Source organism: Nitratidesulfovibrio sp. SRB-5 (assembly GCF_019931275.1).
Lineage (GTDB): Bacteria > Desulfobacterota > Desulfovibrionia > Desulfovibrionales > Desulfovibrionaceae > Cupidesulfovibrio.
This window is the reverse complement of record NZ_JAIOTY010000002.1, coordinates 170,221-183,731: the sequence shown is the minus strand read 5'-3', so window position 1 is coordinate 183,731 and position 13,511 is coordinate 170,221. Positions and strand designations below refer to the sequence as shown.

Genomic DNA, 13,511 nt, shown 5'->3' with positions numbered 1-13,511 from the left:
TTCTGCCAAAACGGCACACTACGTGCGCTTCAGTTCCAGCGCCTTCTGGATCATGGAATCCGCCGTCATGATCGACTTGGAGTTGGTCTGGAAGCCGCGCTGGTAGATGATCATGTTCACGAACTCCCGCTCCATGGACACGTTGGACTGTTCCAGGCTCTTGGCCGCCACGGTGCCGTAGTTCTGGGTGTCGGGCAGGCCCTCTTGCGCCGCGCCGGATTCCAGCGTGGCGGAGAAGTGGTTCATGCCCTCGCGGCGCAGGCCGTCCTCGCTGGTGAAGCGGTACAGGGTGATGTGGTACAGGTCGTCGTTCTGTCCGTTGCTGTAGCGCCCCGTGATGATCCCGTCGGCGCTGATGTCGATGCCCGCCAGAAAGCCCTGTGCGTAGCCGTCCTGCTTCGACCGGATTTCCGACGAACTGCCGCCGTAGGCCGTGGTGCTGACCGCCGCCAGGGTGGCCCCGCCCATGCCCATCAGGTTGGATGCGTTGCTGCCCACGGCAGCCGGACTGCCAGCCCCCGCCGTCCAGGCCCCTGTGGACGAGGTCAGGCCAAGGTCCAGCCCCACCACCTGCGTTCCGCCGCCGCTTGCAAAGGTGGCGGTGAACTGGGGCAATCCGCCCGCGCCGAACGACGCCGGAGCCCAGTTGCTGAGGTTGGTGGCGTCGGTGCCCGTGGGCGTGTAGGCGGACATGTTCACCAACTGGCCGGACGAATTGAAGGTAAGCGTGCCGGACATCAGCAGCCCCGCCGCGGATGTCCCGGCCATGCCCGAACCGTCGTGCGCCGGGTCCATGCTCACCACGAATTCGAAATGCTTGTTGCCGCCGCTCTGCCCGGCGCCGTCGAAATAGATGGTCACGTCATGGGCGTTGCCCGTGGCGTCGTAAACCTTGATGGACTGCTTGTACGTGTAGGCCGAATCGCCCAGGGGACTTTGCGCCGTGCCGTTCCACTTGGACAGCAGCGAAAAGTACGGGTTGGCCGCATCCGACGACCTGTCGCCCGAACCCAGGTTGTTCAGCGCCGTGATGGACGTGGTGGCCTTGGCGGGCATGACGTTGCGCCCGTCCGCGCCCGGCGGCAGGCTGATGGGGCCGGTGGCACCCTCCACCCCGTTGGTGATGGCCCGCCCGTTCAGCACGAAGCCGTTGGGGTCCACCAGGTTTCCGCCCTTGTCGAACCGGAAGTTGCCCGCGCGGGTGTAATGCGTCTTGCCGTCCAGCGAAACCTGGAAGAACCCCTTGCCGTTGATGGACAGGTCGGTGATATCGGTGCCCGATTCGTACGATCCCTGCCCGTACACGGTCCGGATATCCGTCAGGCGCGTGCCCAGACCCACCTGGCTGATGGAGGTGGATGCCGAGTTTCCCGTGCCCGCGTACTGGCTCATGAGGTCCTCGAACAGCGCCTGCTGTTGCTTGAACCCCACGGTGTTCACGTTGGCCAGGTTGTTGCTGACCGCCTGCATGCCCTGCGCCAGGGTTTTCATGCCGGTGGCGCCGGAATAGAGGGCGCGTAACATGCGTATCTCCTCGGGCGCGAAGTACCCCGGTCCGTAACGCGTCTCGCCTGCCTTCCCGGTGGAAGGCGGGCACGCGGAACCGGGGAAGATTCTTCCCTGCGGAGTCGCAAAGCACGAGCCGTGCCAGCGCTGGGTTACATTAGGCAATACATTGGAATGTAAAGATAGATAATCTTGACAAGGCGCGCAAGGCGGCAGGAACTGCCCGCAAGGGCTCCACTGTTTTTTCTGCCGTGCGGTCCGGCCACCCGCCGCAACGACAACGGGGTCATGCTTCCATGACCCCGCCCGAAAAGCACACCCTGCACCGGACTGCTTCTGGCTGCGTCCGACCGGAGCGGCTTTGCCGCTATTGTTTCGGAGCCCCGGCGGCCTCCATGTCCATCATCTTCTTGCCGTCCATCATCATGGTATGGCCTTCCATCATCATCTTCTTGCCCTGCATCATCTTGTCATGTCCTTCCATCATCTTCTTCCTGCCGGGGGTCATGGGGGCGTTCTTGTCCATCATCCCCTTGCCCTGCTGCATCATCATCTCGCCCTTGGACATGTCCTTCATGTGCATCATGGTGTCGGCGCCATCCATCATCATCTTCGGCCCTTCGCCAGCGGGTTTGGCGTCGTGGACGCCATGGTCTGCCGGGGCGGGCGCGGCCTCTGCCGCAAAGCCCAGGGACGGCAGGCCCAGGGCCAGAACAAGCGCCGCAGACAGCGCCATCTTCATGAATACATTGCGCATAGAAGCCCTCCTTGTGGTGATTCAAACGCCGCCGTCACGCACATGTGCGGCATAGTTCTTTCATGTTACACCACGTGCCGCGCCACGCATAGCGTCGCCCGCAAATAATAAAAGCGCCGCGCGGGCATTCCCCGCGCGGCGCGCATGCAGACTAAATATTTCGGATTCTGGCTACGCCGCAGCGGTGCGGCCCTTCCACGAGATCACGGTGTTGATGAGCAACTGGGCAATGGTCATGGGCCCCACGCCGCCGGGCACCGGAGTCATGGCCGATGCGATGCAGCTGATGTCGTCGTACTTGCAGTCGCCCACCAGCCCTTCGTCGGTGCGGTGGATGCCCACGTCCACCACCACGGCGCCGGGCTTGACCATGTCCGAGGTGACCAGGCAGGGCCGCCCCGCCGCCACGAACAGGAAGTCCGCCTGGCGACACTCTTCGGCCAGGTTCGGCGTGCCGGAATGGCACACCGTCACCGTGGCGTTGGCGTACTTGCCGGGCGCGCCCAGCATCAGCGCCAGCGGCTTGCCCACGATGTTGCTGCGCCCCACCACCACGGCCTTCTTGCCCGAAGGCGACAGGTCATACCGTTCCAGCAGGGTCATCACCCCCGCCGGGGTGCACGGGCGAAAGCCCGGCAGCCCCAGCGCCAGACGCCCCATGTTTTCGGGGTGAAAGCCGTCCACGTCCTTTCTGGGGCTGATGCGCTCCAGACAGCGCTGGCTGTTCAACCCCTTGGGCAGCGGCAGTTGCAGCAGAATGCCGTCAATGTCCGCGCGCCCGTTCAGTTCGTCGATGAGCACTTCCAGCGTTTCCTGCGTGGTGTCCGCAGGCAGGCGAAACGCCTCGGACCGGATGCCCGCCTCTTCGCAGCCGCGCTCCTTGTTGCGCACGTACACCTGCGAGGCGGGATCCTCACCCACCAGAATGACCGCCAACCCCGGCGCGCGGCCCGCCGCCGCAAGCCCCGCCGCCACTTCTTCCTTCAGCTCCGCGCGAATGGCCGCAGCCGTCGCCTTGCCGTCGAGCAGCAACATCTCTCCAACCTCCCGAAATCCGGCGCGCGTGCGCGCCGCCTGTCTGATTCCGCTGCCCGGCACCGTCCTGCGTTCCGGTTGCATCCGCCATGTATTGCCGCCTTGTCCCTTGCGGGAAAGTGGCGGCCTTTAAAATATCGGGGCGCTGCCCCGTACCCCGCCGGGGGAGCATGCTCCCCCGAACCCCCTTTTTGGGGGCGGGTTCAAACTGAAATTCTCTGCCGAACCGCGTGCAACACCCTGCCGCTCTCCCCCCGCCCGAAAGCAAAAGGGAGGGAGCCACGCAGGCCCCCTCCCCCGATGTACGCGACAGCCCGCTACTCCTCGCCTTCTTCCTCGAAGCCGAAGTGCGAGCTCATCATGGGCCCGAAGTAGATGCCCGTATCGTCCAGGTCTTCCTCGATGCGCAGCAGCTGGTTGTACTTGGCCAGCCGGTCGCTGCGGCACAAGGAGCCGGTCTTGATCTGCCCGGCGTTCAGGCCCACGGCCAGATCCGAGATGAAGTGGTCTTCGGTCTCGCCCGAACGGTGCGAAATCACCGTGGTGTACGCGGCCTGCTTGGCCATCTCGATGGTGTCCAGGGTCTCGGTGAGCGTACCGATCTGGTTCAGCTTGATGAGAATGGAGTTGGCCACGCCCTCGTCGATGCCCTCGGCCAGGATGTCCGGGTTGGTCACGAAGATGTCGTCGCCCACCAGCTGGATGGTGTCGCCCAGCTTGTAGGTCAGCTCGCGCCAGCCGTCCCAGTCGGCTTCGGCAAGGCCATCCTCGATGGAGATCAGCGGGTAGCGGGTGGTGAACTCGCCCAGCCACTCCACCATCTCGGAATTGGACAGCTTCTTGCCTTCGCCCGTCAGCACGTACTTGCCGTCCTTGTGGAACTCGGAGGCGGCGGCGTCGATGGCCAGCGCGATTTCCGCGCCGGGAATGTAGCCCGCTTCCTCGATGGCCTTCATGATGTAGCGGAAAGCCTCGTCGTGGTTCTTCAGGTTGGGGGCAAAGCCGCCCTCGTCGCCCACGCTGGTCACGTGGCCGTCGGCGGCCAGCAGCGCCTTCAGGGTGTGGAAGGTCTCGGCGCCCATGCGCAGCGCATCGCGGAAGGTGGCCGCGCCGATGGGCATGATCATGAATTCCTGGATATCCAGATTGTTGGGCGCGTGGGCGCCGCCGTTGATGATGTTCATCAGCGGCACGGGCAGCACCTTGGCGTTCACGCCGCCCAGGTACTGGTACAGCGGCAGGCCCAGAAAGCTGGACGCGGCGCGCGCGGTGGCCAGGGACACGCCCAGCATGGCGTTGGCGCCCAGACGCGACTTGTTGTCGGTGCCGTCGAGGTCCAGCAGGGTGTTGTCCACCTGCACCTGACGCAGGGAATCCAGCCCCACGATGGCTTCGGCGATTTCACCCATCACGTTGTCCACGGCCTTCTCAACGCCTTTGCCCTTGTAGCGGCCCTTGTCGCCGTCGCGCATTTCCAGCGCTTCACGGGTGCCGGTGGAGGCGCCGGAAGGTACGGCGGCGCGGCCGGTGTGGCCCGATTCCAGGGAGACTTCCACCTCGACGGTGGGGTTCCCGCGGGAGTCAAGGATTTCCCTCGCCCAGACGGATACGATGGTGCTCATCTGCATCTCCTTGGTCCTTTCATGTTCGTCGGGTTTCTGTCGGAATGTCGATGCCAGACGCGGAGCGTCGCAAGTCATGCCAGACGCGGAGCGTCGCAAGTCATGCCAGACGCGGAGCGTCGCAAGTCATGCCAGACGCGGAGCGTCGCAAGTCATGCCAGACGCGGAGCGTCGCAAGTCATGCCAGACGCGGAGCGTCGCAAGTCATGCCAGACGCGGAGCGTCGCAAGTCATGCCAGACGCGAAACGTCGCAAGTCATGCCTGACGCAGAGCGTCGTTACGTGCTGCCTGACGCGGAGCGTCGTTACGTGCTGCCTGACGCAGAGCGTCGCAAGTCATGCCAGACGCTGTGCGTCGAAACATGTTGCCAGACGCTGTGCGTCGCAAGTCATGCCAGACGCAGAGCGTCGTTTCGTACAATCAGACGCGGCGCGTCGTTATATCGGCAAATACCCATGCCGCCAGCGGCACGTCGAAAATCCGGCTCCGACGCGGCGCGCCGCAATCCCTAGCGCGCGTCACGTTCCATATACAACAGCCGCAGGCCCTCCAGCAAAAGGTCTGGCCTGACGTGGTCGAAACAGCTGCTCACCCGCGCGATGTCCCGGGCGAATCCGCCCGTGGCCACCACCTCCGTGGGGCCGGGCAGCACGCCGCGCAGGCGAGCCAGCACCCCTTCGGTCATGGCGGCAAAGCCGAAAATGAAGCCGTGGTTCAGGCTGGTGGTGGTGGACCGCCCGATGACCGGCGAATCCTCTTCCACTTCCAGGCTGATGCGCGGCAGCTTGGCCGTGCGCGACGACAACGCCCCGGCGGACGACAGCACGCCGGGACAGATCAAACCACCAAGATACGCACCGCCTTCCACACAGTCAAACGTGGTGGCGGTGCCGAAATCCACGGATACCAGCGACCGGGGGCCGGGGTACATCCTCCGGGCGGCATAGGCCGCCACCAACCGGTCCGCGCCCACTTCGGCGGGCCGTTCGTAACGGTTTTCCAGCGGAATGGCGATGTCGCCGGGGGCGAACAGCAGTTTGCGGTACAGGTAGCGTTCGCAGGCGCGGCGGATCAGCGGGTTGACGCCGGGCACCACCGAACTGGCCACGCAGGCCCCCACGTCCGCCGGTCCCAGCCCGGCATGGCGCAGCACCTCCAGCAGGCGCAGCCCGATGGAGTCGGCCGTCTGGCCGGGGTCTGTGGGCAGCACGTACGAAGTCAGCACGGCGGTTTCCACCGCGATGCCGATCTTGACGTTGGTGTTGCCTATGTCGAACAGCAGAAAATGCTGGGTCATGCCGCTTCCGCCAGTCGGGTATGGATGTGGCCGCTGCCGTCCCGTGCGTGATGCACCTTTGCGCAAGTGTAGCCTGTTCGGACGGAAACGCAACCGTGGCGCGCCGCTTCGCCTACCTCAAAGCGGCCCGATTCGCAACGGTTCGCGGCCTGCCGGGCCCGCCGGGAATGATGGGAATAACGAAGATGACAGGGCACGTCGCCTGCGGTTTTGCACGTCACTTGCATTCCTGCCCGGGCATACGGAAAAAACTTCCAGGAGGCCGCCATGACCACGGGCATCACCACCATTTCGCAGGATACCTTCTCTCGCATCGACACGCTGCTGGCGCACGCCCGCGAGACCACCGAAGCCAAGCGTTCCTCGCTTGGCGCCACCGGTGCCCAGTCCGCCCATGCTGCCCCGGCAGGGCAGGCCGCCAATGCCGAGGTGCCCACCGCCGAGGCCGACCTGGCCTACAGCGCGGTCATGGACATGCTGGCCGCCCCCTCCGGCGATGCGCACCGCTCGCTGGATCCGGAACGGGTGGCCCGCCTGCTGGACCTGTAGGCCGCCCTCCGGGCTGCCTCCCGGCAGTTGGACGCCAGCCGGACCCCAGCCCGCCGCCAGCCTCCCGGCAACCCGCCGCAACGGGGCACCAATTGCCGTTGCCGCCCTGATGTTGCGCCCTGATGTTGTCCCCCTGTTGTAATCGCCCTGTCGCTGTCCCCTGACCGGCACGCAGCCTGTCATTCTCCCTGCGCCGCAACGGCACGACGCCCTCATGCACGCGGAACGTTTCGCGTGCATGAGGGCGTCGTGCCTGCCGGATTTCCTGTGCCTGCCGGATTTCCGGGCCGGTCTGGCCCCGGTCCCCGGTCCGGTGCCTGTCCGCTGTCGGCCCCCTGCCCGCCCGGCGCCAGTCGGACGCGCCCGGCGTCAGGCAGAACCGGGGTGCCGGGCAACGCCGGGGCATCACGCCGGATCGGGCTCGCCCTTGCTGCGGGCCAGGGCCGTATCGTGCACCCGCCTGGCCTGCTCCTTGTCCGGGTCCACCTCCATGGCCTTGCGCAGGTGGCGCAGGGCGCGCTTGGGTTCTCCCGCATCCAGCATGGCCTTGCCCATGAGCAGAAACAGCCGGTGTTCGTTGCGGTAGAAGCCCGTGGCCTCGGTGAAGGCCTCGTCCGCCTCGCCCACCTTCTTGTGTTCCAGCAACCGCTTGCCGTGCAGCAGCAGCTTGTCCAGCTGCTGCTTGCGGGCAATGGCCTGCTCGTAGGTTTCCTGCTCCTGCTCGTCGCGCATGGACCGCAGAATGCGCGCCAGCATGGCCAGCAACTGCTTCTCGGCCCCCTTCTCGAAGGTCAGCCCGCGCGGCGAAATCGCCATGGCACGCGTCTTCACGTCCTCGTCGCGCGAGAGCATCTGCACCATCTCGCGCAGCGCGCCGTGCAGTTCGGCCAGGTCGCGCCCGACGATGCCGCCGTCCACGATGGGTTGCACGCCGGCGGCGGTGGCCGCCAGGGCGCGGGGCACGTCGTGCCTGTGAAAATATGCCTTGGCTCGCGCCAGGTACTCGCGCGCCTGGCGCGCGTCGCCTTTGGATGCCACCGGGTTGCCTCCGCTGCGTTGGACGCCGTGCGCCCCGCCCGTTGTGCTCGACGCTTCGGCCATGCTATGCCATGGAGCAAACAGCCCAAGGAGGCCACCATGGCGAAGTATCTGTACCTTGATCAGGACGAATGCATGGCGTGCGAATCGTGCGTCGAACTTTGCCCCGAGGCGTTCAGAATGTCCAGCGCAGGCGAATATGCGGAGGTCATCGACCCCAATACCACCGCGGAATGCGTGGAAGACGCCATCTCCACCTGTCCGGTGGAATGTATCGAGTGGCGCGAGGAATAGCCCCGCGTCCCGAAACTCCCCGCTTCGCATCGCACGGCGCTCCGCCCGGACGCCCCCCGCGCCCGACGCCCCTCCATACCTGCCCGTTTCGGCACATTCCGCACGGGCCGCTCGTTCTTGCCGGGACGCGCGGCCCGCACGCGTTACGCCCCGCGCCGCGCATCCCGCCGCGCCAATCCGCCCCTGCCTCGTCACGGGGCAGACCACGTCGTACGCAATGCCCCGCCGCGCAATAACAGTCGACAGTTCCAGGGTTTTGCCCGCCAATTGCCACCGGAATCCTCCCGGAACACGCTGCGCAGCGCATGGGCAGCATAAAAATTCACGCGCTCGTGTTGACAATGAAAATCGTTTTCATTAAACAGGACAAAACGACGCGAGACTCGTCGGAAGGAGCCTCACATGTGCGCAGCACTCATCGGCGGAATGGACAGACTGAAGCGCGACTACATCAATGCAGCCCTCGCCAGCGGCGTGGACCTCAAGGTGTTCACGGGCAAGGAGAACCGCATCGCCGACAAGCTCGGCCAGGCGGACCTGGTCATCGTGTTCACCAACAAGATCTCGCACGCTGCCAAGCGCGAGGTGGTGCAGCACGCCAAGGCCAACAGCATTCCCGTGCAGATGCTGCACAGCTGCGGCGTTTCCACACTGCGTCAGGCCCTGGACACCACCAACTAGAATTTCAGGCACGACGACGCCACCGCCGTGGAACCCCGGCCCTTACCCGCAAAGCGCGCGGATGCGACCCGCCCGGCGCAGCCGCACCCACGCTTCATGCCGGGGCTCCGCGGCGGCGTCAGCGACGCCAGCGGCACCATGGGGCACCATGGGGCACCACCCCGGACGGAAAGCACGGCGCCACGCCATCACCGCATCACATTTCTGGACCAAGGACAAAGACCATGTGCGCAGCAAGCCGGATCGGCGCTTTGAACAGGCAGGGCATGCAGGCCCTTTCGGAAGGCAACCTCGCCAACGCGGACTTTCTGCTTTCGCAGGCCCTGCGCCAGGCCATGGCCCTTGGGCTTGTCGGGTTCGAGGCCAAGATCCGCAACAATCTCGGGCTGGTCTGCCGCCTGCGTGGCCGCACCGACGAAGCCGTGACCCATTTCTCCGCCGCCCTGGCTCATCTTGAAGCCAAGGTGGGCACACAGCACCGCGTCTACACCGCCATCGCGGGCAACCTGAACGCCGCCAAGGCGGAAGCCTCTGCCAGCGTTCTGCATTAGCCGCCACGCGCAGGCTTGCGGTACGGCATCCTCCCGCGCCCCCGCCAGGCGCCCGCACCATGCTGCGCACGTCGCGCGCCAATCCCGCATGACACTGGCGCGCCCGCGCGCACGCTTCCCCTTCACCGCCCGCACGATGCATGGCCCGTGCATGCGCTGCGCCCGCCACGTGCAGAGCCGCACCGCGACGCCGCAGTCTTCGCCCTTGCCCGGCGATGTGGGCCGCGTTTCCCGGCCATTTGCGTGAAACGAGCGCCTTGGCACTGGACGGCCCCAGCCCGTTTCCAGTAGGTTGTTCAGTGCGCCCTCGCCACCCCGCCACATCACGGGAGGGGGGGGCACGCCCACCGTCAAGGAGCCATACCATGAGCAGCGGCATCGAAGTCGCAAAGCCCTTCGTCGCGGCCACCATCAACGTGCTGTCCACCATGGCGGGCATCACCCCCACGGCTGGGCCCCCCTACGTGAAGAAGAACAACGTGGCCAAGGGCGACGTATCTGCCGTCATCGGCATTACCGGGTACAAGAACGGCACCATCTCGGTGACCTTCACCAAGAAGTGCGCCATCGCCCTGGTGAAGGCCATGCTGGGCGACGACATCCAGGACATCGTCCAGGACATCAAGGACGCCGTGGGCGAGGTGACCAACATGATCTCCGGCCAGGCCCGCGCGGGCCTTGCCGAAATGGGCATGACCTTCCAGGGGGCCACCCCCTCGGTTATCATGGGCGACGGGCACACCATCAGCCACGTCACCAAGGCGCCCATCATCGCCATTCCCTTCGGCACGCCCCACGGCGACTTCACCGTGGAGTTCTGCTTCGAGTAGCCGCCTCCGGGCCCAGGTGGCGCCGCCGTCGGGACGCGTGCGGGAACGCACGAGAGTTTTCCACCGTCAGCGTATCCACAATACCCCTGCCTTGCTGTGTACGGTGCCGCCGGAACTCCGGCGGCACCTATTTTTCCCCAGCACGAAATTCACAAGGCATCACTCTGAAATCACGATGAATCATTGCGTCGCGCAGCGCCACGTGCCGCAACGAAATGCCACTGCCGCGCACCATGCGCACAACGCCGCGCGCAGCCTGTGAAAAGACAGGCACAAAGGCCCCAACCACCCCTGCCGACGGCAGAAAACCGGGAAAAAATAGCCCGGTATTCCACCCCCTAACGGGTTAAGGACTGGCTTTTCCAAAACACCCCACTATACAAAAAAATATGGGTGCAGTAGGCTTCGGCTCGAACTAACCCGCCGGGTTAAAAATTTACTAGACACTTTCTTGACGGCGCGGAGCACCGCAACGCACCTGCCGCAAGGCGCCGCCAAGGGGCTTTTCGTTTCCGGGATCTCGCCGCCCGGACAAGGATACTTCCCGTCATGTCCTCCGCATGGAACCACGTGCATGGCTTCGAGCGCCTGAGCCTCTGCGACTGGCCCGGCTACAGTAGTTGCGTCATCTTTCTGGGCGGCTGCAACATGCGCTGCCCCACCTGCCACAACTGGCAGCTGGCCTGGCATGCCGACACCCTGCCCCTGCTCTCCCGCGCCGCCATCGAATCCTACATCGAAGCCCGCCGCCACTGGCTGGACGGGGTGGTCGTGACCGGGGGGGAAGCGACCATGGTCGACGGCTTCGCGGACATGCTGCGCGGCCTGCGCCGTTTCGGCCTGCCCGTGAAGGTGGACAGCAACGGCCTGCGCCCCGACGTGGTGGAACTGCTGCTGCGCGACGGGCTGGCCGACGCCTTCTCCATCGACGTCAAAGGGCCTTTTGCCCTCTACCCGCGCCTGTCCGGCGGCACCACCAGCCCGGACGAGGCCCGCACCGCGCTTTCGCGCATCTTCGCGCTGGCCCAGGCGCAGCCCGATGCCTTCATGTTCCGCCTCACCCGCGTTCCCGTGCTTTCCGATGACGACGTGGAAGCGGCCCGCAGCCAGCTTCCCGCCGGATTCGACCTGAAGATACAGGATTACGTGCCCCCCCGGAGGAAGCATGCCGAAGCAGATTCTGAAACGCGACGGACGGCTGGAGACGTGGTCCACGGACCGCATCGCGGAAGCCATCCTGAAGGCCCTGAAAGCCAACGGCATTAAGGACCCGCTGCTCTCCAGGCGCATCGCCCACAGGGTGGAGCTGAAACTCGCGGACTGCGAGATTCCCGAGCAGGAACAGGTGCAGGACACCGTGGAACAGGTGCTGATGGAATCGCGCCTGTACGCGGTGGCCAAGCGGTACATCATCTACCGCGAAACGCGCCGCACCCTGCGCGAGCAGAAGGCCGCCTTCCTCGACATTTCCGAGACCATCGACAACTACCTCACCAAGGCCGACTGGCGCGTGAACGAGAACGCCAACATGACGCACTCGTTCCAGGGCCTGATGCTGCACCTTTCCGGCACCCTGCAGGCCAAGTACGCGCTCGAGAAGTACCCCGAGGAAGTGCGCCAGGCCCACGACCACGGCTACTTCCACATCCACGACCTGTCCTTTGGCCTTGCGGGCTACTGCGCAGGCTGGAGCCTGCGCGACCTGCTGCTGGAAGGGTTCAACCTGGAAAACCGGTCCAGCGCCGGGCCCGCCAAGCATCTGGACACCGCCATGGGCCAGATGATCAACTTCCTCGGTACGTTGCAGAACGAATGGGCGGGCGCCCAGGCCTTCAACAACGTGGACACCTACCTTGCCCCCTTCGTGCGCAACGACGGCCTGACCTACAAGCAGGTGCGCCAGGCCATGCAGAAGTTCGTGTTCAACCTGAACACAACCTCGCGCTGGGGCGGCCAGAGCCCGTTCACCAACCTGACCTTCGACCTCGTTCCGCCCAAGCACATCGCCACCGAACCCGTCATCATCGGCGGCGCATACAGGGATTCGGTCTACGGCGAATACGCGCCGGAAATGGAAATGCTGAACCGCGCCTTCCTGGAAGTGATGCTGGACGGCGACTTCCATGGCCGCATCTTTTCCTTTCCCATTCCCACGTACAACGTCACCAAGGACTTCCCGTGGGATTCGGAGATCGGCGACCTCTTGCTTAAGCTTACCGCCAAGTACGGCGCGCCCTACTTCCAGAACTTCATCAATTCCAACCTCAACCCCGAAGACGTGCGCTCCATGTGCTGCCGGTTGCAGATGGACCTGCGGCAGTTGCGCAACAAGGTGGGGGGGCTGTTCGGCGCGGGCGACCTGACCGGGTCCATCGGGGTGGTCACCCTGAACCTGCCCAAGCTGGCCTACCTTGCCCAGGGCGAAGAGGACTTTCTGGACATGGTGACCGAATACGCGGAACTGGCCCGCGATTCGCTGGAATTCAAGCGCAAGCTGGTGACCGCCAACCTGGAACGCGGCATGTTCCCGTGGTCGCGCCGGTACCTCAAGCACGGCTTTGCCGGGCATTTTTCCACCATCGGCCTGGTGGGCGGGCACGAGGCCTGCCAGAACCTGCTGGGCAAGGGCATTGAAACCGAGGCGGGCGTGCGGCTGATGCAGCGCACCCTGAACCACCTGCGCAACCTGACCGCGCGCTTCCAGGAAGAAACCGGCACCCTGTACAACCTGGAAGCCACCCCCGCCGAGGGCACCAGCTACCGGCTGGCCAAGATCGACAAGTCGCTCTATTCCGAAATCAAGGCCTCGGGCAACGGCACGCCGTACTACACCAACTCCACCGCCCTGCCCGTGGGCATGACCGAAGACGTGTTCGCCGCGCTGGACCACCAGAACAAGCTGCAACCGCTGTACACCGGCGGTTCGGTGTTCCACACCTACCTTGGTGAATCCGTGGCCGACACCGAGGCCCTGAAGAAGTTCATCATCAAGGCCTTCACCCAGACGCGCCTGCCGTACCTGTCTGTCACTCCCACCTTCTCGGTGTGCAAGGACCACGGCTACCTCCAAGGCGAACAGCACGAATGCCCCGACTGCGGCCAGGCCACGGAAGTGTACACCCGCATCGTGGGCTACTACCGCCCCGTGTCCCAGTGGAACAAGGGCAAGCAGGTCGAATACGACGACCGCGTCTGCTACAACGGGTTCTAGGCCACGACTCCGCCCGCCCCGCTCCCTGCGGGCCGACCCAGCAATGCGAAAACCGCCGTCATCGGCGGTTTTCGCGTTTGCGGGTGGAGAAAGGGGCAGACTGCACCCGTGGGGGGTCCGTCATGCCAACACCGTTTGC

At 65.1% G+C, this 13,511-nt stretch carries 13 protein-coding genes; 7 read left to right on the top strand and 6 right to left on the bottom strand.

All coding sequences use genetic code 11. The features are described from left to right. Window positions 1–18: 18 nt before the first annotated feature. The 5 genes from K6142_RS08255 to K6142_RS08235 form a co-directional block, all read right to left on the bottom strand. Window positions 19–1,524, bottom strand: coding sequence for a flagellar hook protein FlgE (locus tag K6142_RS08255; RefSeq protein WP_190244329.1), 1,506 nt, complete (start codon window positions 1,522–1,524; stop codon window positions 19–21). A 349-nt stretch (window positions 1,525–1,873) separates the two neighbouring features. Then, window positions 1,874–2,263 (bottom strand): hypothetical protein, encoded by a 390-nt coding sequence (locus tag K6142_RS08250; RefSeq protein WP_190244328.1) that lies wholly within the window; start codon window positions 2,261–2,263, stop codon window positions 1,874–1,876. Between the two features lie 171 nt (window positions 2,264–2,434). Further along, on the bottom strand, window positions 2,435–3,298 hold the full coding sequence (folD, locus tag K6142_RS08245; RefSeq protein WP_190244327.1) for a bifunctional methylenetetrahydrofolate dehydrogenase/methenyltetrahydrofolate cyclohydrolase FolD: 864 nt from the start codon (window positions 3,296–3,298) through the stop codon (window positions 2,435–2,437). A gap of 317 nt (window positions 3,299–3,615) precedes the next feature. Then, window positions 3,616–4,920, bottom strand: coding sequence for a phosphopyruvate hydratase (gene eno / locus K6142_RS08240; RefSeq protein WP_190244326.1), 1,305 nt, complete (start codon window positions 4,918–4,920; stop codon window positions 3,616–3,618). Window positions 4,921–5,429: 509 nt separating this feature from the next. Further along, window positions 5,430–6,218 carry a type III pantothenate kinase gene (locus K6142_RS08235; protein WP_190244325.1) on the bottom strand — a complete coding sequence of 263 codons (789 nt, stop codon included), beginning with the start codon at window positions 6,216–6,218 and terminating at the stop codon, window positions 5,430–5,432. 267 nt (window positions 6,219–6,485) lie between these two features. On the opposite strand from K6142_RS08235, the gene K6142_RS08230 reads away from it, so the two are divergent. Continuing rightward, window positions 6,486–6,767 (top strand): hypothetical protein, encoded by a 282-nt coding sequence (locus K6142_RS08230; RefSeq protein ID WP_190244324.1) that lies wholly within the window; start codon window positions 6,486–6,488, stop codon window positions 6,765–6,767. Between the two features lie 405 nt (window positions 6,768–7,172). Here the strand turns inward: K6142_RS08230 and K6142_RS08225 are convergent, their stop codons facing one another. Next, window positions 7,173–7,805 carry a hypothetical protein gene (locus tag K6142_RS08225; protein WP_190244323.1) on the bottom strand — a complete coding sequence of 211 codons (633 nt, stop codon included), beginning with the start codon at window positions 7,803–7,805 and terminating at the stop codon, window positions 7,173–7,175. Window positions 7,806–7,904: 99 nt separating this feature from the next. Here K6142_RS08225 and K6142_RS08220 point away from each other — a divergent pair, with 99 nt between their 5' ends. The 6 genes from K6142_RS08220 (at window position 7,905) to K6142_RS08195 (ending at window position 13,372) form a co-directional block, all read left to right on the top strand. Next, window positions 7,905–8,099, top strand: a complete 195-nt coding sequence (locus K6142_RS08220; RefSeq protein ID WP_012612933.1) for a ferredoxin — start codon at window positions 7,905–7,907, stop codon at window positions 8,097–8,099. A gap of 402 nt (window positions 8,100–8,501) precedes the next feature. Beyond that, window positions 8,502–8,780, top strand: coding sequence for a DUF2325 domain-containing protein (locus K6142_RS08215; RefSeq protein WP_012612934.1), 279 nt, complete (start codon window positions 8,502–8,504; stop codon window positions 8,778–8,780). Between the two features lie 266 nt (window positions 8,781–9,046). Next, window positions 9,047–9,331, top strand: coding sequence for a tetratricopeptide repeat protein (locus K6142_RS08210; RefSeq protein WP_223380803.1), 285 nt, complete (start codon window positions 9,047–9,049; stop codon window positions 9,329–9,331). 365 nt (window positions 9,332–9,696) lie between these two features. Further along, the gene (locus K6142_RS08205; RefSeq protein WP_012612936.1) at window positions 9,697–10,161 is read left to right on the top strand and encodes a chemotaxis protein CheX; all 465 of its coding nucleotides are present in this window, start codon (window positions 9,697–9,699) and stop codon (window positions 10,159–10,161) included. Window positions 10,162–10,710: 549 nt separating this feature from the next. Continuing rightward, the gene (locus K6142_RS08200) at window positions 10,711–11,427 is read left to right on the top strand and encodes a radical SAM protein (RefSeq protein ID WP_012612937.1); all 717 of its coding nucleotides are present in this window, start codon (window positions 10,711–10,713) and stop codon (window positions 11,425–11,427) included. After that, window positions 11,327–13,372 carry a ribonucleoside triphosphate reductase gene (locus K6142_RS08195; RefSeq protein ID WP_190244321.1) on the top strand — a complete coding sequence of 682 codons (2,046 nt, stop codon included), beginning with the start codon at window positions 11,327–11,329 and terminating at the stop codon, window positions 13,370–13,372. The genes K6142_RS08200 and K6142_RS08195 overlap by 101 nt, the downstream gene beginning before the upstream one ends. The last annotated feature ends 139 nt before the right edge of the window (window positions 13,373–13,511 follow it).

Bases quoted from the DNA above. Each gene is read 5' to 3' on its own strand.
- K6142_RS08255 (WP_190244329.1), bottom strand. From the start codon at position 1,524: ATGTTACGCGCCCTCTATTCCGGCGCCACCGGCATGAAAACCCTGGCG.
- K6142_RS08250 (WP_190244328.1), bottom strand. From the start codon at position 2,263: ATGCGCAATGTATTCATGAAGATGGCGCTGTCTGCGGCGCTTGTTCTG.
- folD (WP_190244327.1), bottom strand. From the start codon at position 3,298: ATGTTGCTGCTCGACGGCAAGGCGACGGCTGCGGCCATTCGCGCGGAG.
- eno (WP_190244326.1), bottom strand. From the start codon at position 4,920: ATGAGCACCATCGTATCCGTCTGGGCGAGGGAAATCCTTGACTCCCGC.
- K6142_RS08235 (WP_190244325.1), bottom strand. From the start codon at position 6,218: ATGACCCAGCATTTTCTGCTGTTCGACATAGGCAACACCAACGTCAAG.
- K6142_RS08230 (WP_190244324.1), top strand. From the start codon at position 6,486: ATGACCACGGGCATCACCACCATTTCGCAGGATACCTTCTCTCGCATC.
- K6142_RS08220 (WP_012612933.1), top strand. From the start codon at position 7,905: ATGGCGAAGTATCTGTACCTTGATCAGGACGAATGCATGGCGTGCGAA.
- K6142_RS08215 (WP_012612934.1), top strand. From the start codon at position 8,502: ATGTGCGCAGCACTCATCGGCGGAATGGACAGACTGAAGCGCGACTAC.
- K6142_RS08210 (WP_223380803.1), top strand. From the start codon at position 9,047: ATGCAGGCCCTTTCGGAAGGCAACCTCGCCAACGCGGACTTTCTGCTT.
- K6142_RS08205 (WP_012612936.1), top strand. From the start codon at position 9,697: ATGAGCAGCGGCATCGAAGTCGCAAAGCCCTTCGTCGCGGCCACCATC.
- K6142_RS08200 (WP_012612937.1), top strand. From the start codon at position 10,711: ATGTCCTCCGCATGGAACCACGTGCATGGCTTCGAGCGCCTGAGCCTC.
- K6142_RS08195 (WP_190244321.1), top strand. From the start codon at position 11,327: ATGCCGAAGCAGATTCTGAAACGCGACGGACGGCTGGAGACGTGGTCC.